Origin of the sequence: Pseudomonas sp. USHLN015 (assembly GCF_037153275.1) — a bacterium.
GTDB classification, from domain to species: Bacteria; Pseudomonadota; Gammaproteobacteria; order Pseudomonadales; family Pseudomonadaceae; genus Metapseudomonas; species Metapseudomonas tohonis.
In genome coordinates, this window is sequence record NZ_JBBCKP010000019.1 from 1 (window position 1) to 19,686 (window position 19,686).

Sequence of the window (19,686 nt, forward strand, 5' to 3'; positions counted from 1 at the left end):
ACCGACCTCGGACAGGCGCGCCGCATGGTGCGCGAAGCCGTCGATATCTATAACCGGGAGCGGCCTCACCTGGCTCTGAAATACAAAACGCCCAATGCGGTGCATCGGGCGTTTTGAGGTCTGGAGCCTGACCTGAAAGGTGTAAACCTATTTCAGGACTAGACAAGGACTAGACATTATTGATCTGTCGCTAACGAGGCTGCAGGTCCAACGAAGTCTTACATACGTCAGTGCGGTCCTGAGGACGAAACTCGAGTAGCTAGTGGCTAAGTCCCTAGTTAGGTTTTAGTGTTGAATGCAAAGCCACCGTTATATGCCGAGGGCTTTGAATCTGGCTCCGCGACCTGAACTCGACCGCAAAGCCGAACGCGCTTCAGCGTGGCCCCGCAGGGGTGAGAGCCGAAGGTCCCGAATAACCGGGGACTAAGTCCCTTGTGAGTGTCCGGATGCTGAAACGAAAAAGCCCCCGGCATCTGCCGAGGGCTTTGAATTTGGCTCCGCGACCTGGACTCGAACCAGGGACCCAATGATTAACAGTCATTTGCTCTACCGACTGAGCTATCGCGGAACAACGACGCGTATCCTACTGATTAAGAAGGAGAAGTCAAGCACCTGGCTTGAGCTTCTCCCGCTTTTTTCACAGTACCTGGGTGATGGCGCGGGTCACGCTTTCCAGGTTGCCGTTGTTCAGTGCGGCGACGCAGATGCGCCCGGTGCTGACGGCGTAGATGCCGAACTCGTTCTTCAGGCGCTCGACCTGCTCGGCGGTGAGGCCGGAGTAGGAGAACATGCCGCGCTGGCGGGCGACGAAGCTGAAGTCGCGCTTGGCGCCGAAGGCGGCCAGTTGCTCGACCATCGCCAGGCGCATGCTGCGGATGCGCTGGCGCATCTCGCCCAACTCCTCTTCCCACAGGGCGCGAAGCTCGGGGCTGTTGAGCACCGATGCCACTACCGTGGCGCCGTGGGTCGGCGGGTTGGAGTAGTTGGTACGGATCACGCGCTTGGCCTGCGAGAGTACTCGGCTGGCTTCGTCGCTGGAGCCAGTGACGATGGACAGGGCGCCAACGCGCTCGCCGTAGAGCGAGAACGACTTGGAGAAGGAACTGGAGACGAAGAAGTTCAGGCCCGATTGTGCGAACAGGCGCACCGCTTCCGCGTCTTCTTCTATACCGTCACCGAAGCCTTGGTAGGCGATGTCGAGGAAGGGAATGTGCTCGCGCTCGCGCAGCACTTCCAGTACGGCTTTCCAGTCATCAAGGTTCAGGTCGACGCCCGTCGGGTTGTGGCAACAGGCGTGCATCACGACGATCGAACGAGGAGGAAGGGCCTTGAGGTCTTCGAGCATGCCGGCACGATTCACGCCATGGGTGGCGGCGTCGTAATAGCGGTAGTTCTGCACCGGGAAACCGGCGGACTCGAACAGCGCCCGGTGGTTTTCCCAGCTCGGGTCGCTGATGGCGACAACGGCGTCAGGCAGCAAGCGCTTGAGGAAGTCGGCGCCGGTCTTCAGGGCCCCGGTGCCCCCGACCGCCTGGGTGGTGATGATGCGGCCATCGGCAATCAGCGCCGAGTCGGTACCGAACAGCAGCTTCTGCACGGCCTGGTCATAGGCGGCGATACCTTCGATCGGCAGGTAGCCACGTGGTGCATGGGCTTCGATGCGGGCCTTCTCGGCCTCGGCAACGGCGCGCAGCAGCGGGATGCGGCCCTGTTCGTTGTAGTAGACGCCCACGCCAAGGTTGACCTTGGTCGGGCGGGGATCGGCGTTGAATGCTTCGTTAAGGCCCAGGATCGGGTCGCGCGGAGCCATTTCGACGGCAGAAAACAGACTCATGATGCGGCTGCTCGAGAGGAGGGGAAGTTGGAGGCCTGGCAACCCCGCGAGCATCGTGCATTGGGGTTGCGCAATCGGGCCGGTATTATAGCGGCCAAGGTCGCGTGCGGCGACATCGTACGCTAGCTTTTCGCCTGGTTTGACGCTGCCCGCGGGCGGGTGTCACATCCTTTTGCCGAGGTCAGACATGTCAGAGTTTCAACTTGTCACCCGCTTCCAGCCGGCCGGCGACCAACCTGAGGCCATCCGTCAGTTGGTCGAGGGCCTGGAAGCCGGTCTGTCGCACCAGACGCTGCTGGGGGTGACCGGTTCGGGCAAGACCTTCAGCATCGCCAATGTCATCTCCCAGGTGCAGCGTCCGACGCTTGTGCTGGCGCCGAACAAGACGCTGGCCGCCCAGCTCTATGGTGAGTTCAAGGCTTTCTTCCCGAACAATTCCGTCGAGTATTTCGTCTCCTACTACGACTATTACCAGCCTGAAGCCTACGTACCGTCCTCGGACACCTATATCGAGAAGGACGCATCGATCAACGACCACATCGAGCAGATGCGCCTGTCCGCGACCAAGGCCCTGCTGGAGCGCTCCGACGCGATCATCGTCGCCACGGTTTCGTCGATCTACGGCCTGGGCGACCCCCAGTCGTACCTGCGCATGGTTCTGCACCTGGACCGGGGCGACAAGATCGACCAACGCGCGCTGCTGCGCCGCTTGGCCGACCTGCAGTACACCCGCAACGACATGGACTTCGCCCGCGCCACCTTCCGTGTCAGGGGCGATGTGATCGATATCTTCCCGGCAGAGTCCGATCTGGAGGCGATCCGCGTCGAGTTGTTCGACGACGAGGTGGAGAGTCTTTCCGCCTTCGATCCCCTGACCGGAGAGGTGATCCGCAAGCTGCCGCGCTTCACCTTCTACCCCAAGAGCCACTACGTGACGCCGCGTGAGGTGATCCTCGGTGCGGTGGAGAAGATCAAGGAAGAGCTCAAGGAGCGCCTCGACTACCTGCGTAGCAACAACAAGCTCGTGGAGGCCCAGCGCCTGGAGCAGCGCACCCGGTTCGACCTGGAGATGATCCTCGAACTGGGCTATTGCAACGGCATCGAGAACTACTCCCGCTATCTTTCCGGTCGTGAGCCCGGCCAGGCGCCGCCCACTCTCTACGACTACCTGCCGGCGAACTCGCTGCTGGTGATCGACGAATCGCACGTCAGCGTTCCGCAGGTCGGGGCGATGTTCAAGGGCGACCGTTCGCGCAAGGAAAACCTGGTGGAGTACGGCTTCCGCCTGCCGTCGGCGCTGGACAACCGGCCCATGCGCTTCGACGAATGGGAGGCGGTCAGCCCGCAGACCATCTTCGTTTCCGCGACGCCTGGGCCCTACGAGGCCGAGCATGCCGGGCGCGTCGTCGAGCAGGTGGTGCGTCCGACTGGCCTGGTGGACCCGGAGATCGAGGTGCGTCCGGCCACGACGCAAGTCGACGACCTGCTGTCGGAGATCCGCAAGCGTGTCGCCGTCGAACAGCGCGTGCTGGTCACCACCCTGACCAAGCGCATGGCCGAGGACCTCACCGACTACCTGTCCGACCATGACGTTCGGGTGCGCTACCTGCACTCGGATATCGACACGGTGGAGCGGGTGGAGATCATCCGTGACCTGCGCATCGGCGCTTTCGACGTGCTGGTGGGCATCAACCTGCTGCGCGAGGGCCTGGATATGCCCGAGGTTTCGCTGGTTGCCATCCTCGATGCCGACAAGGAGGGCTTCCTGCGTTCCGAGCGCTCGCTGATCCAGACCATCGGTCGGGCCGCGCGCAACCTGCACGGCAAGGCCATCCTCTACGCCGACAACGTCACCGGCTCGATGCAGCGCGCCATCGACGAGACCGAGCGTCGCCGCAACAAGCAGATCGCCTTCAACGAAGCCAACGGCATCGTTCCCAAGGGCGTGCAGAAGGACGTCCAGGACATCCTCGAAGGTGCCACCGTGCCGGGCTCGCGCAGCAACAAGCGCAAGGCGATGGCCAAGGCGGCGGAGGAAAGCGCGCGCTACGAGGCGGAGCTGCGCTCGCCGAGCGAGATCACCAAGCGCATCCGCCAGATGGAAGAGAAGATGTACCAGTTGGCCCGCGACCTGGAGTTCGAGGCCGCCGCGCAGCTGCGTGACGAGATCCAGAAGCTCCGTGACAGGCTGCTGCAGGTGTGAATGGAAAGGGCGCCATCGGGCGCCCTTTTTCCATCACGGCGTCGCTTTTCAGCGGCGTCCGAAGATGATCATCATCACCCCGCCCAGGGTTGCCAGGCAGGCCAGCAGGGCCGTGACGCTCAGGCGCTCGTCGAGGATCAGGTAGCCCAGCAGGAGCGCGACCACCGGGTTGACGAAGGCGAAGGTCGATACCAGGCTCGGACGCACTTCGCGCAGCAGCCAGAAGTAGGCGGGGTAGACGCCGAGACTCACCGGCAGCACCAGGTAGGCCAGCCACAGCCAGCCGCCCGGGGACAGGTGCCCCAGTTCGAAGCCCTGCCAGTCTCCGCGCCACAGGCCGAAGCCGGCCAGCAGCGCAGTACCGATCAGCATCTGCATGGCCAGCCCCATCCAGCTGGAGCGGAACGGCCCGCGCTTGCGCAGCAGCCAGGCGCCGACGGCCCAGAGCAGCGTGGCCGTCACCACCAGCGCGCCGGCGAACCACTGCTCGAAACCCGGGTCCTCGCCCAGGCCGTTGCCCATCAGCAGCAGGATGCCGCCGCTGGCCACCGCCAACCCGCAGAGCACCCAGAGCGGCGGGCGCTCGTCCAGCAGCCATTCCAGCGCCACGCTCCACAGTGGCAGCGTGGTGTAGAGCATCGCCAGCATGCCGGTCGGCAGGTACTGGTTGGCATAGATCAGGGCGCCCTGGCCGACGGCGATCAGCATCACTCCGCCGATGAAGGCGCTGCCCAGGTCGCTGCGCTGCACCTTGGCCTGGCCACGCAACAGCACCCAGGCGAGGGCCAGCAGGCCGGCGAAGAGGAAGCGCAGCGTGGCGATGACGAACGGTGGCTGCTCGCGCAGCAGGAAATGATTGGCCAGGTAGGTGGTGCCCCAGCCGATGTAGATGAGGGCGAAGGCGCCGACGAGGAGGAGGGCGCGGGTTCTCGGGTTGATGCTGGACATGCGAAGCCTGGAGCGGAACGCGCCGCTCCAGGCGGTGCGCGGGGTTAGTGAGCGGCGCCGCCGGTGGCGCCGGCGGGCAGGGAACGGGTCAGCAGCACGGCGATCATGCTGATGCCGAGTGCGATGCCGATGAAATGGAAGGCGTCATTGTACGCCATGATCGCCGCCTGCTGATGGGCGATCTCGCTGAGCTTGGCCAATGCCGCCTGGTCGCTGCCGAGCTTCTCGCCAAGCAGGGCCAGGCGCTCGGCCACCTGCGGGTTGCTCGGTACCAGCGACTCGCGCAGGTAGTCGAAATACACCTTGGCGCGGCTGTCCAGCAGGGTGGCGAGCAGGGCGATGCCGATGGCGCCGCCGAGGTTGCGCAGGATGTTGAACAGGCTGGAGGCCGACCCCGCATCCTGCGGCAGGATGTAGGCCGTGGCGATCAGCGAGATGGTCACCATCACCAGCGGCTGGCCCAAGGCGCGGATGATCTGGATCTGGTTGAACTGCGGGCCGGCGAAGTCGGGGTTGAGCACCCCGGAGGCGAAGCTGGCGGCGCCGAACAGGCCGAAGCCCAGGGCGCAGAGCAGCTTCGGCGAGATGATCTTCATCAGCTTGGGCACCAGCGGGATGAGGAACAGCTGCGGCACCCCCATCCACATGATCACCTCGCCGATCTGCAGCGCGTTGTAGCCCTGGATCTGCGCCAGGTACAGCGGCAGCACGTAGATCGAACCGTAGAGCCCCATGCCCAGGCCGACGCTGGAGATGCTCGACAGGCCGAAGTTGCGGTTCTTGAGGATGCCCAGGTTGATCAGCGGGTTGGGCCGCGAGGTCTGCAGGATGACGAAGAGGACCAGGCTCACCAGGGCGATGCTGCCCAGGCCGACGATGAGCTGCGACTCCAGCCAGTCCTTGCGATGGCCTTCCTCGAGGAATACCTGCAGGCAGCCCAGCCCCAGGCCAAGGGTGAGGATGCCGGCGTAGTCCGTGCTCTTCAGCAGTTCCCAGTGAGGCGCCTTCTTCTCCAGGCCGTACATCAGCCCGGTGATCATCAGCAGGCCCGGGGGCACGTTGATGTAGAAGATGTATTCCCAGCCGAAGTTCTCCGTCAGCCAGCCGCCCAGGGTCGGGCCGATGGAGGGCGCGAAGGTGGCGGTGATGGCGAACAGCGCCATGCCCTTGGCCCGGTGGTGCTCGGGCAGCTTGATCAGGGTCAGGGTGAAGGCCAGGGGGATCAGCGCGCCGCCGGTGAAGCCCTGCATGGCGCGGAACACGATCATGCTTTCAAGGCTCCAGGCCATGGAGCAGAGCAGGGAGGACGCGAGGAAACCGAGGGAGACCCAGACCGCCAGGCGTCGCGCCGAGAGCACCTGCACCAGCCAGGCGGTGAGCGGGATCATGATGATCTCCGCCACCAGGTAGGACGTGGAGATCCACGAGCCTTCCTCAAGGGTGGCGGAGAGCGCGCCCTGGATGTCCTTCAGCGAGGAGTTGGTGATCTGGATGTCCAGCACCGCCATGAAGGCGCCGAGCATGGCGCTCATCACGGCGATCCAGTCGCGCCGGCTGGGCTCGCCGGTCGGGCGGATCAGGGCGTCACCGGCCACCGTCAGTCATCCAGCTTGATCGAGACTTTCACCAGCACCGACATGCCGGGGCGGATGCGGCCCTTGAGCGGATTGTCGCGCTCGAAGGTCAGCTTCACCGGGATGCGCTGCACCACCTTGGTGAAGTTGCCGGTGGCGTTGTCCGGTGGCAGCAGGCTGAACTGGGCGCCGGACGCGGCGAACAGGCTTTCGACCTTCGCCTCGATGGGCGTATTGGGGAAGCTGTCGAACACCAGTTCGGCCTTTTGCCCAGGCTGCATGTGCTCGATCTGGGTTTCCTTGAAGTTGGCCTGGACCCAGATGTCCTGGTCCGGGACCAGCGACATCAGGTGGGCGCCGACCTGCACGTACTGGCCGTTGCGCGCGGCGCGCTGGCCGACCATGCCGTCGATGGGCGCGCGGATCTCGGTGCGCGCCAGGTTCAGCTCGGCCTGGGCGATATCGGCGCGGGCATTGGCGATCTGCGCTTCCAGGCGCTTCACGTCGGCACGCAGCGCATCGGTCTGCACGCGCTGGGCCTTGAGGTCGGCCTCGGCGCGGGCCACCTGGGAACGGGCCACGCGGGAGTCGGCGGACAGCGTGGTGACGCGTTCCTCGGAGACATAGCCCGGCTTGCGCAGGGTCTGTGCGCGGGACAGGTCGATCTGGGTGCGGCCCAGGGTCGCCTGGCTGGCGGCAACGTCGGCCTCGCTGGCGGCGATCATGCTGTCCTGCTGGGTGAGTTTGCTGCGTGACTGGGCCAGCTCCGCCTCGCGAGTGGCCAGGGTGGCCTGCGCGCGTTGCAGGGCCAGCTTGAAGTCCTCGGCCTCCAGGCGTACCAGCAGGTCGCCTTTCTTCACATGCTGGTTGTCGCCCACCAGCACTTCTTCTATACGCGCGCCGAGCTGGCTGGAGACCCGGGTGATCTCGCCCTGGACATAGGCGTTGTCAGTGGTTTCCAGGAAGCGCCCGACCAGCAGCCAGTGCAGGAAGAAACCGCCCACGACGAGGACCAGCAGGGCGATGAAAACGAACAGGCGACGTTGCAGTTTGGCAGGCATTCCAGGTGCTCGAAGTGCGGGCGGAAAGGCGGAAATCTAGCACTGTTCCAGTCAGGCAAATAGCCAGTACACTTCATAAACTTTGTTGCTTATGGGGAACAATAATGGGTCTGGATGACGCCCTGATCTTCACCCGGGTGGTGGAGTTGCACAGCTTCACCCAGGCCGCCCATAGCCTGGGCATGCAGAAATCCACGGTCAGCCGGCGCATCGCCCTGCTGGAGGAGCGCCTTGGCGTGCGCCTGCTCAACCGCACGACGCGCAAGCTGCGGCTGACCGAGGTCGGCCAGGCCTATTACGAGCGCTGCCGGCAGATCATGGTCGACTTCGCCGAGGCCGAGCAGGCGGTCATGCAGCTGCAGCAGGAGCCCTCCGGCCTGTTGCGCATCACCGCGCCCATCGAGTTCGGCCAGTTGTTCCTCGGCAGGGTGCTGGGCGACTTCATGAGCCAGTACCCACAGATCACCGCTGAAGTGGAGATCACCTCGCGGGACGTGGACCCGCTGGAGGAGGGCGTCGACATCGCCATCATGGTCGGCCAGCCACAGGATTCCACCCTGATCGCCCGCAAGCTGTTCGAGAATGGCCGCCGTCTCTGCGCCAGCCCCGCTTACCTGGCGGCCCACGGCACGCCGCTCGATGTCCAGGCCCTGGCCGAGCACCGCGCGGTGCTCTTGCCCCAGGACCCGCAGCGCTACTGGCCGCTGCTCGATGAAAGCGTGCCCTGCCAGCGCGTGCTGCACTGCAACAACATCACCTTCGCCCGCGAGGCCGTGCTGGGCGGGGCGGGCATCGCCTCGCTGCCGCTGATGATCACCGAGGACGCGGTGCGCCGCGGCGAGCTGGTCGAGCTGCTGCCCGGCGTGCAGTTGCCCAGCGGCGTGATCTACGCCGTCTATCCTTCCCGGCGCTTCCAGGCGATGAAGGTGAAGGCCTTCCTCGATTTCCTCATGGCCAGCCTGCCGATCGATCGCAGCCAGTGGCTGGAGCCCGCAGCTGCGCCCCTGCTAACATCGCGCCTTTGACCGTTCCTCCGTACCAGGACCCGCCATGACCACTGTCCGTACCCGCATCGCGCCGTCGCCCACTGGCGACCCGCACGTCGGCACCGCCTATATAGCCCTGTTCAACCTCTGCTTCGCCCGTCAGCACGGTGGCCAGTTCATCCTGCGCATCGAGGACACCGACCAGCTCCGCTCCACCCGCGAGTCGGAGCAGCAGATCTTCGACGCCCTGCGCTGGCTGGGCATCGAGTGGGACGAGGGCCCCGATGTCGGTGGCCCCCACGGCCCCTATCGGCAGAGCGAGCGCGGCGAGATCTACAAGAAGTATTCCCAGGAACTGGTGGACAAGGGCCATGCCTTCCCCTGCTTCTGCACCGCCGAGCGCCTGGACAAGCTGCGCGCCGAGCAGACCGAGCGCAAGGAAACCCCGCGCTACGACGGCCACTGCATCGACCTGAGCCGCGAGGAAGCGGACACGCGCATCGCCGCCGGCGAGCCTCATGTCGTGCGTATGAAGATGCCCACCGAGGGCGTCTGCGTGGTGCCGGACATGCTCCGCGGCAATGTCGAGATCCCGTGGGATCGCATGGACATGCAGGTGCTGATGAAGACCGATGGCCTGCCGACCTACTTCCTCGCCAACGTGGTCGATGACCACCTCATGGGCATCACCCATGTGCTGCGCGGTGAAGAGTGGCTGCCCTCGGCGCCGAAGCTGATCAAGCTGTACGAGTACTTCGGCTGGGAGCAGCCGGTGCTCTGCTACATGCCGCTGCTGCGCAACCCGGACAAGAGCAAGCTCTCCAAGCGCAAGAACCCGACGTCCATCACCTTTTACGAGCGCATGGGCTACCTGCCCGAGGCGATGCTCAACTACCTCGGCCGCATGGGCTGGTCGATGCCGGACGAGCGCGAGAAGTTCTCCCTGGCGGAGATGATCGAGCACTTCGACCTGTCGCGTGTTTCCCTGGGTGGGCCGATCTTCGACCTGGAGAAGCTCTCCTGGCTCAACGGCCAGTGGATCCGCGAGCTGCCGGTGGAGCGGTTCGCCGCCGAGGTGCAGAAGTGGGCGCTCAATCCCGACTACCTGATGAAGATCGCCCCCCACGTGCAGGGCCGGGTCGAGACCTTCAGCCAGATCGCCCCGCTGGCCGGCTTCTTCTTCGCCGGCGCGCTGCCGCTGGACGCCAAGCTGTTCGAGCACAAGAAACTGTCGCCCGACCAGGTTCGCCAGGTCATGCAACTGGTGCTGTGGAAGCTGGAATCGCTGCGCCAGTGGGAGAAGGACCGCATCACCGCCTGCATCCAGGCCGTCGCCGAACACCTAGAGCTCAAGCTGCGTGACGTGATGCCCCTGATGTTCCCGGCCATCACCGGCCAGGCCAGCTCCGTCTCCGTGCTGGACGCCATGGAAGTGCTCGGCGCCGACCTCACGCGCTTCCGCCTGCGCCAGGCGCTGGAGCTCCTGGGCGGTGCGTCGAAGAAGGAAACCAAGGAGTGGGAAAAGATCCGCGACGCCATTCCTGGCTGAGTGGCCCCGCCTCTAGCAGGCCCGCCTCGTGCGGGCCTTTTCGTCTCTTGAGAAGGGAAGCGGGTTGGCTCGGCGGGAGCGGAGCATGGGCGCTTCTCGCTGAATCCGGTAAGTGATTGTTCTTGCGATGAAAATTTTTCGATCCCGCGGAAAAATTTTGTTGACAGCCTTCAGGGGCGCCCTTAGTATGCGCCCCGTTCTCACGACGAACTCGAAAGCGACGTGAGATGTTCCAGCGTTGTTCGTGGGGCTATAGCTCAGCTGGGAGAGCGCTTGCATGGCATGCAAGAGGTCGACGGTTCGATCCCGTCTAGCTCCACCAAATTGCCGGGATTCGCAGCGATGGTTGCGGTTCCACGAAGGTTAAGTCCCCTTCGTCTAGTGGCCTAGGACACCGCCCTTTCACGGCGGTAACAGGGGTTCGAGTCCCCTAGGGGACGCCACTTTCCAGCAGCGACAGCCACCAGGCCAGTCGCGCACCGAGAAGGTTTCGGGGCTATAGCTCAGCTGGGAGAGCGCTTGCATGGCATGCAAGAGGTCGACGGTTCGATCCCGTCTAGCTCCACCAAACCAGATGCCCAGCGCATCGAATTAAGGCCAGCCGCAAGGCTGGCCTTGCTTTTCGAAGGTTCAAAGTCCCCTTCGTCTAGTGGCCTAGGACACCGCCCTTTCACGGCGGTAACAGGGGTTCGAGTCCCCTAGGGGACGCCACTTTTCCCGCTCTGCGGGGTTTTCAAGGGTCATTCCGTCATGGGGTGGCCCTTTTGTTTTTCCGCTTCCGGAACATCCGCCCACCCCTCATTCATTCGCATCCCGGCCCACGACGGGTGGCACGTGTATCGGCTTGCCAAATTGAATGATGGATATAATATTATATCCATCATTCCACGGGAGGCCGTCATGAGCGACAAACGCACCCAGACACGCAAGCGCATTCTCGCCGAGGCGGGCAGGGCACTGTTCGCGCGGGGGCCGCTGGAGCCTAGTGTCAGCGAAGTGATGGCGGCGGCCGGGCTCACGGTGGGTGGTTTCTATACCCATTTCGACAGCAAGGAAGCCTTGATGGCGGAGGCGTTCGGTGAGCTGCTGCGGGAACGGCGCCAGCAGATGCGCCAGATCGATTCCGCACTTGCACCACGGGACCGGCGCTCTCTGGCGGCGGCCTTCTACCTCTCACGCAGGCATCGCGACAGCACGGATCGTGGCTGCCCGCTTCCCGGCTCCCTCGGCGAAGTGGCGCGCAATGCCGAACCCTACCAACTGATGCTGGCCGAGCACCTCGAACTGCTCGCTGCCGACCTGGCCGGTACGCCGGAGGAGGGCGACAAGGCCCTGGCCGATATCGCCCTGATGGTCGGCGGCCTGGCCCTTGCCCGGGCCCTGGGCGCCGGCGAGTTGTCGGACCGGATACTGCGTGCCGCCCGTACGGCGGTGATCTAGGAGAAACGAGATGAACAGCCTGGACTTGCTTCGAGGATTCAACGCCACGGTCGGCCGGGTCGCGCCCCGGCACGTCGCCGACCGTGCCCGGCGGCGCTTCATGACGCCGCGCGACACCACGCCTCGCGATTGGGAGCTGCCCTGGCTCGAGCGCGCTGAGCGCATCACCCTGCGCTTCGGCCTTTCCGCCCTGCGCTGGGGCAGCGGCCCGACCGTGTTGCTGATGCACGGCTGGGAAGGGCGCCCGACCCAGTTCGCCAGCCTGATCGACGCGCTGGTACAGGCCGGCTACGGCGTGATCGCCCTCGATGCACCCGCCCACGGCCGTTCTCCGGGGCGCGAGGCGAACATCGTGCTGTTCGCCCGTGCCCTGCTCGAAGCCGCCGAGGACCTGCCGCCGCTGCACGGCGTGATCGGCCACTCCATGGGCGGCGCCAGCGCCATGCTGGCCATCCAGCTGGGGTTGCGGCCCCGGGCCCTGGTCACGGTGGCCGCCCCCAGCCGCATTCTCGGCATGCTGCGCGGCTTCGCCCGCTTCATCGGCTTGCCGCCCCGGGCTGGCGAGCAGTTCATCAAGCGGGTCGAGGATCACGCCGGCATCCCCGCTGCGGACCTCGACGTGCAGCACTACCGGCTCGACATGCCCGGCCTTGTGGCCCATGCGGAGGATGATCCCCTGGTTCCCGCCGCCGAAGCCGGGCGTATCCACGAGGCCTGGTTCGACAGCCAGCTGCTGCGCCTGGAGGGCGGTGGCCACCAGCGGGTGCTGGCGGACCCGCGCCTGGTGAAGGCGGTGTTGCAGCTGTTCCACGAGGTCGGCCTGCGCGCCAGTGCCTGAGCCTTTCCCATTGCACGGCGGGCTTGGCGACAGCCGCCGGGTGCAGGAAGATTCGCCCACGGAATGCGTCGGTGGCCCACCGCTGGTCGGTGACCTGCCGCCGATGCTGCGCTTCCAAGGTCCATGTCTGTTGCGCGCCACCGACGGCGGCCAGGGCATGGTCGCCGGGGTGAATCAATTCCGGCCCCGAGCGCGGGGCCGGAGGCACGAATCAAGGGGAAAGATGCAAATGAGCCTGACTATGGATGTGGTGCTGCAGCGGGCGCGCCCCGTCCTTCCGGTGCTGGTCATCGAGGACACCGGGCTGGCCCTGGACCTGGCCGGCGCCCTCGCTGCCGGCGGGATCGAGGTGCTGGAAGTGACGCTGCGTACGCCGCGGGCCCTGGATGCCGTGGCGGCGATCCGCAAGGAATTCCCCGACCTGCTGGTGGGGGCGGGGACGCTGATCCACACCGAGCAGTTCCTCGAAGCCCGCGATGCCGGTGCCCACTTCGCCGTCAGCCCCGGCTGCACCGAGCGCCTGGCGGCCGCTGCAGAGGACTCCGGCCTGCCGTACCTGCCCGGGGTGATGACGCCCTCGGAAGTGCTGCTGGCGCTGGAGTACGGCTACCGCTCGCTGAAACTGTTCCCGGCCAATGGCAACGCCAGCGTGAAGATGCTCAAGAGCTTCAAGGGCCCCTTCACCGGCATCCGCTTCTGCCCCACCGGCGGTGTGACGCCGGACAACCTGCAAGGCTTCCTGCAACTGCCCAACGTCGCCTGCGTCGGAGGCACCTGGATCGCGCCTTCGAGCCTGATCCGCGCCCGTGCCTGGGACCAGATCACCCAGCTCGCCGCCGAAGCCCGTGAACTGGCCAGCAGCTCGGAGCACGCCTGATGAACTGGGAGCTGCCCACCCCCTTCGTCATCGACATCAAGGTCGCCGCCGATGACATCGACGGCCTCGGCCACGCCAACAACGCCGTCTACGTCAGCTGGCTGGAGCGCTGCGCCTGGCGCCACTCCCAGAGCCTGGGCCTGGACCTGGTCGAGTACCGCCGGCTGGACCGTGCCATGGCCGTGGTGCGCCACGAGATCGACTACCTCGCCGCCGCCTACGAGGACCAGGAACTGCAGATGGCGACCTGGATCGTCGAGTCCGACCAGCGCCTGAAGATGGATCGGCGCTTCCAGCTGATCCGTCCCGAAGACGGCGCCACGCTGCTGCGGGCGAAGACCACCTTCGTCTGCATCGAGCTCTCCAGTGGCCGGCCCAAGCGCATGCCGCCCGAGTTCATCGAAGGCTACGGCCGTGCATTGATGCCGCCATTCCCCCTGGAGCTCTGAGCGGGTCCGTCACTCCACCGCTGGCGACAGGAACAGCTCGGTCGGGTTCTGCACGATGCGCAGGTGCCGCCGCTCGCCGGGCTGGATCAGAACCGACTGCGGGCGCCCGGTGAGGTTGCCGGCGCAGTAGCCGGAAGGGCTCTGGGCGACGTTCAGGGTCATCTCGCCGGCCGGCACGCTCAGGCTGATGGCCTGCCCGGCGGAAATCTGCGCCACCAGTTCGTCCTGCAGGTAGAGGCCGACCTCGCAGGCATTGGCCGCATTCTCGTCACGGCTGACCACCAGTTCCGCCAGCGAATCGGGGGCCGGCTGCAACTGGCCTTCCAATGCGCCGGCCGCATTCACGAGAGGCGCCAGGCCACCGAGAGCCAGGCAGAGCAGGGCGGGTCGGATCATTTTCATCGGCGATTCCTTTTCCTGAGGCATACCGGTTCGACTGCACCGGGGCGTGGCTTGCTCCCGCAGTTTTCGTCGGGAGGATTCTGCGGCGGCCGGCTCCGCGCTTACACTACGCGCCCATTTTTCCAAGGTTTCCCTTATGCAAATCGCCCTGGCGCCCATGGAGGGCCTGGTCGACGAGATTCTCCGTGACGTGCTGACCCGCGTGGGTGGCATCGATTGGTGCGTCAGCGAGTTCATCCGCGTCTGCGACCGCCTGTTGCCCGCCAGCACCTATCAGAAGCTCGCCCCCGAGCTGGAGAGCGGGTCGCGCACCCGCGCCGGAACTCCGATGCGGGTGCAGCTGCTGGGTTCCGACCCGGTGTGCCTGGGGGAGAACGCGGCCTACGCCTGCGAGCTCGGCGCGCCGGTGATCGACCTCAACTTCGGCTGCCCGGCCAAGACGGTGAACAAGTCCCGTGGCGGTGCCGTGCTGCTCAAGGAGCCCGAGTTGCTGCATGCCATCGTCAGCGGTGTGCGTCGCGCGGTGCCGGCGGCCATCCCGGTGACGGCGAAGATGCGCCTGGGCTTCGACAGCCCCGATGGCGCGCTCGATTGTGCCCTGGCCCTGGCCGAAGGCGGCGCCTCGCAACTGGTGGTGCACGCGCGCACCAAGGTCGAGGGCTACAAGCCGCCGGCACACTGGGAATGGGTGGCGCGGGTTCAGGACGTGGTCAAGGTGCCGGTGTTCGCCAATGGCGAAGTCTGGACCCTGGATGACTGGCGGCGCTGCCGCGAAGTCAGTGGCGTCGAAGACATCATGCTCGGCCGTGGGCTGGTTTCGCGCCCCGGCCTGGCCCGGCAGATCGCCGCTGTGCGTGACGGCGCGACGCCGGAGGACATGAGCTGGGAGGAGTTCCAGCCGCTGCTCCGTGATTTCTGGCGCCAGGCGCGGCGCAAGCTCGCCCCGCGCTACGCACCGGGGCGCCTCAAGCAGTGGCTGGGCATGCTCACCCGCACCTACCCCGAGGCCGTGGTGCTGTTCACCGAGATCCGCCGGGAAAGCGACTGCTCGCGCATCGACGCCCTGCTGGGCATGCCGAGCCTGGAGCGGGAGCTGGCGGCGGCCTGAGATACGAAGCCCAGCGCCAGGCGCGCCGTGGCGGCGCCTATGCCTCGGCTGGCGCCGGTGATCAGCATGACCTTGTGCATGAATCCTCCGAGGAAGGGTGGGGCCTTGAAATCATTTCCGGCATCCCTATCTAGGGGAATGCGGGATGCCGAAGTCGGGTCCCGCGACTTTAGACCTTGCTGATTATTCAGGAGAGATTGTCATGACCAGCGCATTTTCCCTCGCTCCGCTGTTCCGCCATTCCGTAGGCTTCGACCGGTTCAACGACCTGTTCGAATCGGCCCTGCGCAACGAGAGCGGCAGCACCTACCCGCCTTACAACGTCGAGAAGCACGGTGACGACCAGTACCGCATCGTGGTCGCCGCGGCCGGCTTCCAGGAAGAAGACCTGGAGCTGCATGTCGAGCGCGGCGTACTGACCGTCAGCGGCGGCAAGCGCGATAACGGCGCCGAAAGCGTGACCTACCTGCACCAGGGCATCGCCCAGCGCGCCTTCAAGCTGTCGTTCCGCCTGGCCGATCACATCGAGGTGCGTAACGCGGGGCTGCAGAACGGCCTGCTGAACATCGACCTGGTACGCATCGTGCCGGAAGAGGCCAAGCCCAAGCGCATCCCGATCAACGGCACCCGTCCGGTGCTGGAAAACTGATCCGACGCGCAAGCGGCACGAGAAAGGGCGCCCCAGGGCGCCCTTTCTCATTGGGGCGGCTGGCGCTCAGCCCTGTTGGCGGTTCCTGGCCAGCAGCGCGCGGAACTCGTCCAGCGGCACCGGCTTGCTGAACAGGTAGCCCTGGTACAGGTGGCAGCCCTGCTGCTCGAGGAAGTCCAGTTGCTCCTGCTGCTCCACCCCCTCTGCCACCATGCCCAGCCCCAGGCTGCGCGCCATGGCGACGATGGCGCGGATGATCTCGGCGTCGTTGGGGTCGTTGGTGGCGTCGCGGACGAACGACTGGTCGATCTTCAGCACATCCACCGGCAGGCGCTTGAGGTAGGTCAGCGACGAGTAGCCGGTGCCGAAGTCGTCCATGGCGAAGCTGACGCCGAGCTTCTTCAGGCGGCGCATCTTGCCGATGGTGTCGTCGAGGTTCTGGATGACGATGCCTTCGGTGATCTCCAGCTTGAGGATGCTGCGCGGCAGGTGGGTATCGGCCAGGCTCTTCTCGATGCGCTCGACGAAGTCGCTCTGGCGGAACTGCCGTGGGCTGATGTTCACGCACAGGCTGAAGTCATCGGCGCTGGCCAGCCCCTCGGCGAACAGTTGCCCGCAGGCGCGGCAGGCTTCGGCCAGTACCCAGCTGCCCACCTCGACGATCAGGCCGCTTTCCTCCAGCACCTGGATGAACTGCGCCGGCGATTGCGGGCCGAGCGTCGGGTGCTTCCAGCGCAGCAGGGCCTCGGTGCCGATCACGCGGTTGTCCCGGGCATCCACCTGGGGCTGGAAGTGCAGCTCGAACTCGCCGCGCACCAGCGCCAGGCGCAGGTCGTTCTCCAGCCGCAGGCGCTCGCTGGCGGCTTCCTGCATGGTCGCGCGGAACAATTGGATGGCGTTGCGCCCGGAGTCCTTGGCCCGATACAGGGCGATGTCGGCGCGCTTGAGCAGGTCGGCGGGTGTCTCGCCGTGATCGGGGATCAGCGCCACGCCCATGCTCGGCGTCACCTGCAGGTGGTGGCCGTCCAGCAGCATGGGCTCGGCCAGCAGCTTGCGCAGCTTGTCGGCGATCTGCCGCACCTGGCGCGTCACTTCCGAGCGCTTGCCCTCCAGGCCGGTGAGCAGCACGACGAATTCGTCACCGCCCAGGCGCGCCACGGTGTCCTCCAGGCGCACGCTGGCTTCCAGGCGCGCGGTGACCATCTTCAGCACCGAGTCGCCCACCGGGTGGCCGAGGGAATCATTGATGTGCTTGAAGTGGTCGAGGTCGAGGAACAGCAGGGCGCCACGCAGCTTGTGGCGCTTGAGCAGGGCGATCTGCTGGGTCAGGCGGTCCATCAGCAGTGCGCGGTTGGGCAGGTTGGTCAGCGGGTCGTGGTAGGCCAGGTGCTGGATCTGTGCCTGGGCGTCCTTCAGCGCGCTGATGTCGCGGGCGGTCAGCAGCAGGCAGGCCTTGCCGTCCAGGTCGATCTGCTCGACCGACACCTCCACCATCTTGCGCGTGCCGTCGCGGTGCTGGCCGGACATCTCCAGGTGGTGCGCGCGGCCGTCGCGGCGCATGACCTCGACCAGGCGCTGGCGCTCCTCGGGGCGGGCCCAGATGTTCAGGTCATGGGCGGTGCGCCCGATGACTTCCTCGGCGCTGTAGCCGGTGAGGCGGCAGAACCCCTCGTTGACCTCGATGTAGCGGCCGGTGTCGCGCTCGGTGATGGTGATGGCGTCCGGGCTGGAGTGGAACGCCTTGGCGAATTTCTCCTGGCTGGCCTTCAGGGCGGCCTCGGCCTGCTGGCGCTCGGTGATGTCGCGGAAGGTGGTGGTGATGCACAACTGGCGATCGACGCGGATGAAGCGGCTGGACACCACGCAGGTCAGCGTCCGTCCGTCCTGGGTCAGGTACTGGGCCTCGACGTTGTCCAGGCCTTTCTCGCGCATCAGCTCGCGTGACAGGCGGTCGCGTTGCTGCAGGTCGACCCAGAAGGCGATCTCCGGTGCGCAGCGGCCGACGATCTCGTCCGGCCGCCAGCCGAACACCTCGGTGAAGCTGGGGTTGATCTCGATGAAGGCGCCATCGCGCACGCGGGTCACGCATATGGGGTCGGGGCTGGCCTGGAACAGGGTGACGAACTTCTCCTCCGAGGCCGCCAGGCGCTGCTCGCGGCGCACCCGCTCGGTGATGTCGATGAGGATGCCGGCCATGCGCAGCGGCTCGCCGGTTTCGTCGCGGTAGAGCTTGGCGGTGCTTTCCAGGTAGTGGATCTCACCGTTGGCGAAGCGCGAGCGGTAGGTGAACTGGTAGTCCTTGGTCACGCCGGTCAGCAGGTCCTGGTAGGCCTGGCGCATGGCCATCTGGTCTTCCAGCGGCACGAAGCTGAAGAAGTTCTTGAAGTCGCCCTCGTAGGGCTCGGCCGCCAGCCCGTGCAGGGCGGAGGCGCGCGCCGAGCCATACAGGCAACTGCTGGGGATGTGCCAGTCCCAGGTGCCCAGGTCGGCGGACTCCAGGGCCAGCGCCAGGCGCTCCTGGCTTTCCTTGAGGGCGCGCTCCTGGGCGCGCATGCGGGTGATGTCGCGCACCGTCAGCACCAGGCAGGTGCGGCCGTTGAGCTGGATCTGGTCGCCGTAGAGCAGGTTGGTGCTGACGCTGCCGTCACGGCCGCGCAGTTGCACTTCGAGGCCGTCCAGGGTGCCGTGGCGGTCGAAGTCATCGAGCATCTCGCGGCGCTGCCCGGCATGCACCCAGATGCCCAGTTCCAGGGAGCTGCGGCCGATCGTCTCGCTGGCGTCCCAGCCGAACTGGCGCTGGAAGCCGGGGTTGGCCTCGATGAAGCAGCCGGTCTCGCGGTCGGTGATGACCACGGCGTCGGGCGTGCTGCGGAAGGCCTTGGAGAATTTTTCCTCGCTGGTGCGCAGGGCGGCTTCGGCGCGCTTGCGCTCGGTGGTGTCGAGGAAGGTGCTGATGAGGAAGGACTCGCCCTCCAGTTCGATGAACTGGCTGGACAGCACGCCGTCGAGCACGCGCTGGTCGCGGGTGCGCAGTTGTACTTCCTGGACGATGGGGTCGTCCGAGTCGCTGCGGCTGCGATACAGCAGCTCGCGCTGCTGCGGGTGAACCCAGATGCCCAGCTCCGCCGTGCTGCGGCCGACCACTTCGGTCGCCGGCCAGCCGAACACGCTCTCGAAGTGCTGGTTGGCCTCGGTGATGATGCCGCCCTCCATGCGCACCAGCAGCACCACGTCGGGGCTCAGGTGGAACAGGCTGGAGAAGCGTCGCTGGGAGTTCTCCAGGGCTTCGGCGCGTTCCTGCTGCTCGGTCACGTCGCGGATCACGCCGATGATGCGCTTGCGGCCATCGGCATCCTGCTGCGGGCTGCCGCTGATCTCCAGCCAGTGCAGGCTGCCGTCGGGCCAGCGGATGCGGTGGCGGAAGGCGCGCTCGGGGTGGGCGCCGGAAAGGACGCGGGCGAAGAGTTCCATGACCCCGGCGCGGTCCTCCTCGGGAATCAGCTCGATGTAGTCGACCTGGGTACGCAGCGGGCGCTTGGGGTCCAGGCCGAACAGCGCCTGCGCACCGCGCGACCAGTTGACCCGGCCGCTGGCGATGTCCCAGTCCCAGGCGCCCAGGCGTGCGCCATTGAGGGCGGCGAGCAGGCGCTGCACGTCCTGCCAGCTCTGCTCGAATTCGGCCGGGTCGAGGGCGGGGATGTAGGGCAGCGGCGGATGGTCAGTTGGCTTGGACATGGTGGCCCCTTCCGGTCCGGTGACTGCAATCTG

General features: G+C 66.0%; 16 protein-coding genes and 5 tRNA genes. 14 read left to right on the forward strand and 7 right to left on the reverse strand.

The genetic code is table 11. The features are described from left to right. A partial coding sequence (locus WFQ67_RS29140; protein WP_337058936.1) for an integrase core domain-containing protein occupies nt 1-117 on the forward strand: 117 nt, incomplete at its 5' end. A gap of 375 nt (nt 118-492) precedes the next feature. On the opposite strand, the gene WFQ67_RS29145 is transcribed toward WFQ67_RS29140, so the two are convergent. Then, nucleotides 493-568 (reverse strand) — tRNA-Asn (locus WFQ67_RS29145). Nucleotides 569-637: 69 nt separating this feature from the next. Continuing rightward, nucleotides 638-1,834: an amino acid aminotransferase gene (locus WFQ67_RS29150; protein ID WP_213628828.1), complete on the reverse strand. Its 1,197-nt coding sequence runs from the start codon at nt 1,832-1,834 to the stop codon at nt 638-640. Nucleotides 1,835-2,021: 187 nt separating this feature from the next. Here WFQ67_RS29150 and uvrB point away from each other — a divergent pair, with 187 nt between their 5' ends. Next, nucleotides 2,022-4,037 (forward strand): excinuclease ABC subunit UvrB, encoded by a 2,016-nt coding sequence (gene uvrB, locus WFQ67_RS29155; RefSeq protein ID WP_213628829.1) that lies wholly within the window; start codon nt 2,022-2,024, stop codon nt 4,035-4,037. Nucleotides 4,038-4,085: 48 nt separating this feature from the next. Here uvrB and WFQ67_RS29160 read toward each other — a convergent pair whose 3' ends face one another. The 3 genes from WFQ67_RS29160 to WFQ67_RS29170 all read right to left on the reverse strand — a co-directional run bounded on the left by WFQ67_RS29160 (nt 4,086) and on the right by WFQ67_RS29170 (nt 7,620). Then, nucleotides 4,086-4,985, reverse strand: a complete 900-nt coding sequence (locus WFQ67_RS29160; RefSeq protein WP_213628830.1) for an EamA family transporter — start codon at nt 4,983-4,985, stop codon at nt 4,086-4,088. A 44-nt stretch (nt 4,986-5,029) separates the two neighbouring features. After that, a complete protein-coding gene (locus WFQ67_RS29165; RefSeq protein ID WP_337058937.1) occupies nt 5,030-6,520 on the reverse strand; it encodes an MDR family MFS transporter in 1,491 nt (496 codons plus the stop codon). 62 nt (nt 6,521-6,582) lie between these two features. After that, nucleotides 6,583-7,620 (reverse strand): HlyD family secretion protein, encoded by a 1,038-nt coding sequence (locus WFQ67_RS29170; protein WP_213628831.1) that lies wholly within the window; start codon nt 7,618-7,620, stop codon nt 6,583-6,585. A gap of 104 nt (nt 7,621-7,724) precedes the next feature. Between WFQ67_RS29170 and WFQ67_RS29175 the strand changes: the two genes are divergently transcribed. From WFQ67_RS29175 to WFQ67_RS29220, 10 genes are all read left to right on the forward strand, one after another. Further along, the gene (locus WFQ67_RS29175) at nt 7,725-8,645 is read left to right on the forward strand and encodes a LysR family transcriptional regulator (RefSeq protein WP_173177147.1); all 921 of its coding nucleotides are present in this window, start codon (nt 7,725-7,727) and stop codon (nt 8,643-8,645) included. Between the two features lie 25 nt (nt 8,646-8,670). Next, complete coding sequence (gltX, locus tag WFQ67_RS29180; RefSeq protein ID WP_213628832.1) at nt 8,671-10,155, forward strand: glutamate--tRNA ligase; 1,485 nt, start codon at nt 8,671-8,673, stop codon at nt 10,153-10,155. Nucleotides 10,156-10,401: 246 nt separating this feature from the next. Next, a tRNA-Ala gene (locus WFQ67_RS29185) sits at nt 10,402-10,477 on the forward strand. Nucleotides 10,478-10,522: 45 nt separating this feature from the next. Then, nucleotides 10,523-10,598 (forward strand) — tRNA-Glu (locus tag WFQ67_RS29190). 49 nt (nt 10,599-10,647) lie between these two features. Continuing rightward, nucleotides 10,648-10,723 (forward strand) — tRNA-Ala (locus WFQ67_RS29195). A 67-nt stretch (nt 10,724-10,790) separates the two neighbouring features. Beyond that, nucleotides 10,791-10,866 (forward strand) — tRNA-Glu (locus tag WFQ67_RS29200). 189 nt (nt 10,867-11,055) lie between these two features. Beyond that, entirely contained in the window at nt 11,056-11,595 is a 540-nt protein-coding gene (locus WFQ67_RS29205) for a TetR/AcrR family transcriptional regulator (protein WP_337058910.1), read from the forward strand. Nucleotides 11,596-11,605: 10 nt separating this feature from the next. Continuing rightward, the gene (locus WFQ67_RS29210) at nt 11,606-12,433 is read left to right on the forward strand and encodes an alpha/beta fold hydrolase (protein WP_213628833.1); all 828 of its coding nucleotides are present in this window, start codon (nt 11,606-11,608) and stop codon (nt 12,431-12,433) included. Between the two features lie 229 nt (nt 12,434-12,662). Beyond that, nucleotides 12,663-13,310 carry a bifunctional 4-hydroxy-2-oxoglutarate aldolase/2-dehydro-3-deoxy-phosphogluconate aldolase gene (locus tag WFQ67_RS29215; protein ID WP_111259441.1) on the forward strand — a complete coding sequence of 216 codons (648 nt, stop codon included), beginning with the start codon at nt 12,663-12,665 and terminating at the stop codon, nt 13,308-13,310. Beyond that, entirely contained in the window at nt 13,310-13,759 is a 450-nt protein-coding gene (locus WFQ67_RS29220) for an acyl-CoA thioesterase (protein ID WP_337058911.1), read from the forward strand. The genes WFQ67_RS29215 and WFQ67_RS29220 overlap by 1 nt, the downstream gene beginning before the upstream one ends. Before the next feature lie 9 nt (nt 13,760-13,768). Here the strand turns inward: WFQ67_RS29220 and WFQ67_RS29225 are convergent, their stop codons facing one another. Next, the gene (locus WFQ67_RS29225) at nt 13,769-14,161 is read right to left on the reverse strand and encodes a hypothetical protein (protein ID WP_337058912.1); all 393 of its coding nucleotides are present in this window, start codon (nt 14,159-14,161) and stop codon (nt 13,769-13,771) included. Between the two features lie 136 nt (nt 14,162-14,297). Here WFQ67_RS29225 and WFQ67_RS29230 point away from each other — a divergent pair, with 136 nt between their 5' ends. After that, nucleotides 14,298-15,269, forward strand: coding sequence for a tRNA dihydrouridine synthase (locus WFQ67_RS29230; protein ID WP_213628835.1), 972 nt, complete (start codon nt 14,298-14,300; stop codon nt 15,267-15,269). 202 nt (nt 15,270-15,471) lie between these two features. Beyond that, nucleotides 15,472-15,918, forward strand: a complete 447-nt coding sequence (locus tag WFQ67_RS29235) for an Hsp20 family protein (RefSeq protein WP_263153245.1) — start codon at nt 15,472-15,474, stop codon at nt 15,916-15,918. Nucleotides 15,919-15,984: 66 nt separating this feature from the next. On the opposite strand, the gene WFQ67_RS29240 is transcribed toward WFQ67_RS29235, so the two are convergent. Further along, the gene (locus tag WFQ67_RS29240) at nt 15,985-19,653 is read right to left on the reverse strand and encodes a PAS domain S-box protein (protein WP_337058913.1); all 3,669 of its coding nucleotides are present in this window, start codon (nt 19,651-19,653) and stop codon (nt 15,985-15,987) included. Between the last annotated feature and the right edge of the window lie 33 nt (nt 19,654-19,686).

Bases quoted from the DNA above. Each gene is read 5' to 3' on its own strand.
- WFQ67_RS29235 (WP_263153245.1), top strand. From the start codon at position 15,472: ATGACCAGCGCATTTTCCCTCGCTCCGCTGTTCCGCCATTCCGTAGGC.
- WFQ67_RS29150 (WP_213628828.1), bottom strand. From the start codon at position 1,834: ATGAGTCTGTTTTCTGCCGTCGAAATGGCTCCGCGCGACCCGATCCTG.
- WFQ67_RS29205 (WP_337058910.1), top strand. From the start codon at position 11,056: ATGAGCGACAAACGCACCCAGACACGCAAGCGCATTCTCGCCGAGGCG.
- WFQ67_RS29215 (WP_111259441.1), top strand. From the start codon at position 12,663: ATGAGCCTGACTATGGATGTGGTGCTGCAGCGGGCGCGCCCCGTCCTT.
- WFQ67_RS29210 (WP_213628833.1), top strand. From the start codon at position 11,606: ATGAACAGCCTGGACTTGCTTCGAGGATTCAACGCCACGGTCGGCCGG.
- WFQ67_RS29240 (WP_337058913.1), bottom strand. From the start codon at position 19,653: ATGTCCAAGCCAACTGACCATCCGCCGCTGCCCTACATCCCCGCCCTC.
- WFQ67_RS29220 (WP_337058911.1), top strand. From the start codon at position 13,310: ATGAACTGGGAGCTGCCCACCCCCTTCGTCATCGACATCAAGGTCGCC.
- gltX (WP_213628832.1), top strand. From the start codon at position 8,671: ATGACCACTGTCCGTACCCGCATCGCGCCGTCGCCCACTGGCGACCCG.
- uvrB (WP_213628829.1), top strand. From the start codon at position 2,022: ATGTCAGAGTTTCAACTTGTCACCCGCTTCCAGCCGGCCGGCGACCAA.
- WFQ67_RS29230 (WP_213628835.1), top strand. From the start codon at position 14,298: ATGCAAATCGCCCTGGCGCCCATGGAGGGCCTGGTCGACGAGATTCTC.
- WFQ67_RS29160 (WP_213628830.1), bottom strand. From the start codon at position 4,985: ATGTCCAGCATCAACCCGAGAACCCGCGCCCTCCTCCTCGTCGGCGCC.
- WFQ67_RS29170 (WP_213628831.1), bottom strand. From the start codon at position 7,620: ATGCCTGCCAAACTGCAACGTCGCCTGTTCGTTTTCATCGCCCTGCTG.
- WFQ67_RS29175 (WP_173177147.1), top strand. From the start codon at position 7,725: ATGGGTCTGGATGACGCCCTGATCTTCACCCGGGTGGTGGAGTTGCAC.
- WFQ67_RS29225 (WP_337058912.1), bottom strand. From the start codon at position 14,161: ATGAAAATGATCCGACCCGCCCTGCTCTGCCTGGCTCTCGGTGGCCTG.